The organism is Thomasclavelia sp. (genome assembly GCF_017889095.1).
Lineage (GTDB): Bacteria > Bacillota_I > Bacilli_A > Erysipelotrichales > Coprobacillaceae > Thomasclavelia.
Map to the genome: position 1 here is coordinate 1 of NZ_JAGHEW010000280.1, position 2,874 is coordinate 2,874.

3 protein-coding genes are annotated in these 2,874 nt (G+C 35.7%); all 3 read right to left on the reverse strand.

Annotated elements, in window-relative coordinates:
• Window positions 1-136: 136 nt before the first annotated feature.
• The 3 genes from atpC to atpG are packed head-to-tail and all read right to left on the reverse strand — an operon-like array spanning window position 137 to window position 2,806.
• Window positions 137-538 carry an ATP synthase F1 subunit epsilon gene (gene atpC / locus J7M77_RS12470; protein ID WP_296879049.1) on the reverse strand — a complete coding sequence of 134 codons (402 nt, stop codon included), beginning with the start codon at window positions 536-538 and terminating at the stop codon, window positions 137-139.
• Complete coding sequence (gene atpD, locus J7M77_RS12475; protein ID WP_296879051.1) at window positions 531-1,937, reverse strand: F0F1 ATP synthase subunit beta; 1,407 nt, start codon at window positions 1,935-1,937, stop codon at window positions 531-533. Before atpD ends, atpC begins: the two co-directional genes overlap by 8 nt.
• Window positions 1,938-1,948: 11 nt before the next feature.
• A complete protein-coding gene (gene atpG, locus J7M77_RS12480; RefSeq protein WP_296879053.1) occupies window positions 1,949-2,806 on the reverse strand; it encodes an ATP synthase F1 subunit gamma in 858 nt (285 codons plus the stop codon).
• Between the last annotated feature and the right edge of the window lie 68 nt (window positions 2,807-2,874).

Sequence of the window (2,874 nt, forward strand, 5' to 3'; positions counted from 1 at the left end):
CATCCCCTCCCTTTTGTAAATACCTTTTTTTACTTTTTTTGCTTTTTTGACTTCTCTCTCCTTTTGCGCCCCTCTGTCCATCTCCTCCCCTTTTAACATTTTCATAAAAACAGACGCCTTCATCTGGCGTCTGTATCTATTTCTCTCCCTTGACCCTGATCCGGTTGATTGCTTTTTTTAGGGCAATTTCAGCTCGTATTACATCTGTGTCTTCATCTGAATTTTTTATCCTTTGTTCAGCTCGAGATTTTGCTTCTTTAGCTCGATTTAAATCGATTTCCTCTTTAGATTCAATCGAATTAACAATTAATTTAGTTTCATTGTCACTGACGTATACGAAACCACCACCAAGCGCAAATTCATATCGCTGGTTATCAATTATATAACTCATCATTGATATTTCTACACCAGTAGCCAAAGGAATATGATGAGCCAAAATACCAATTTGTCCTGCTGTTGAACATAAATTCAACTGATCGACTTCCACCTCTTGGTATACTCCTTTAGGAGTAACAATTTTTAATCTAAATTTACTCATTTTCTAATTTCTTCGCTTTTTCAACTGCTTCTTCAATTGTACCTACATTGTGGAAAGCCTGCTCTGGTAAATCATCATACTTACCTTCAAGAATTTCTTTAAACCCTTTAATAGTATCATTAACACGAACATATTTCCCATCCATTCCTGTAAACTGGCTTGCTACAGTAAATGGCTGTGACAAATAATTACGAACACGACGAGCTCTAGCAACTGTCTGTTTATCTTCTTCACCCAATTCATCCATCCCTAAAATAGCAATAATATCTTGTAATTCTTGGAAACGCTGTAAAATTTGTTGCACCCCATGGGCTACTTCATAGTGCTCTTTTCCTACAATTAATGGATCAAGGGCTCTTGAAGATGAATTTAGCGGATCAACAGCTGGATAAATTCCTAACGCTGCAATTGAACGATCCAAAACAACTTTTGCATCCAAATGAGCAAATGTTGTTGCTGGTGCAGGGTCAGTTAAATCATCAGCCGGAACATAAACTGCTTGAACTGATGTAATTGATCCTGTTTTAGTTGAAGTGATCCTTTCTTGTAAAGCTCCCATTTCTGTCGCTAATGTAGGCTGATATCCGGCTTGAGAAGGAACACGTCCTAACAATGCAGATACCTCTGAACCCGCTTGAGTAAAACGGAAAATATTGTCAATGAATAATAATACATCTTGTCCCTGGCTATCACGGAATTCCTCTGCCATGGTTAATCCAGTTAATCCAACTCTTAAACGAGCTCCTGGTGGTTCGTTCATTTGCCCAAAAACTAAAGTAGTTTTAGAAAGAACGCCACTTTCCTTCATTTCATAATACAAATCGTTACCTTCACGGCTACGTTCACCAACACCAGCAAACACTGATAAACCACCATGTTCAGTTGCAATATTGTTAATGAACTCCTGAATTAAAACCGTTTTCCCAACACCGGCTCCACCAAATAAACCAATTTTCCCACCTTTAATAAATGGGCAGATCAAGTCAACTACTTTGATCCCGGTTTCTAAAATTTCTGTTTCTGTTCTTTGTTGAGCATATGTTGGTGCACTACGATGAATTGGCATTTTTTTAACTTCATCATCTAAAGCATCTTTACCATCAATTGGTTGTCCTAAAACATTAAACATTCTACCTAGCGTTTCGTTTCCTACAGGAACAGTAATTGGATTTTGAGTATCGATTGCATCCATTCCTCTTTTTACTCCATCTGTTGGTCCCATAGCAATACAACGAACAACATCATCTCCAATATGTTGAGCAACTTCAACAACTAACAGTTCTTCACCGTTTTGGATTTCAATTGCCGTATTTAACGCAGGCAAACTATTATCACCATTAAATTGGATATCAATTACCGGCCCTTTGGCACTAATTATTTTACCAATATTTTGTGACATACGGCACCTCCTTATTGTGCGTTAGCTCCCGCCACGATTTCACTAATTTCATTTGTAATCGCAGTTTGACGAGCTTGATTATATTTTAATAATAATTGTTCTGTAAGTTCATCGGCATTATCAGTAGCATTTTCCATCGAAGTTCTTCTAGCAGCATTTTCGCTAGTAACCGATTCAATAATATAACCATAAATAACAGCTTGTAAATACATTGGTATCAAGCTGTTTAACACTTCTTCTGGACTTGGCTCAAATAACGTTTCTTTATTAGAAATTTCAATATTTTCAAATGTATCAGTATCAATTGGCAATAACGTAACTATTCTTGGTTTAAAAGTTAAATTATTAACGAATTCAGTATAGACAATCCTAATCTTTCTAATTTCCTGATTACAGTACATTCTAGTTAATTGACTTACTAATCTAGTAACATCTTTAAAATCAAACGTACTAATTAAATCCTCAAATTCATTATTAGTTGTTCCTGCATGATTCTTTTTCAAATAACTAGTTACTTTAGAACCAATACTGTAAACATAATCGTCTTCCTTAATTACATCTTTAATTTCTTTAAACACATTTACATTATAGCCACCACATAATCCTAAACTAGAACCAATTACAATATAAGCATCTCTAGTAGTCTTATTGTTTTTTCTTAGATACATGCTTTCACTGTTATCCTGACAATTAGCCAGTAACTGTGCTACTGTACGTGCCACTTCACTATAATAAGGTTTCGATTGATCAAGTTGATTACGAGTTTTTCTAAGCTTAGAAGTAGCTACTAACTCCATTGCTTTAGTTATTTTCTTAGTCGATTCAACCGATTTGATCCGTCGTTTGATCTCTTGCATTCCTCCAGGCATAGTTAACTACCCCGCTACCTGTGTTTTTTCAAATTGTGATACAAAAGCACCTATTACATCTTTCATCC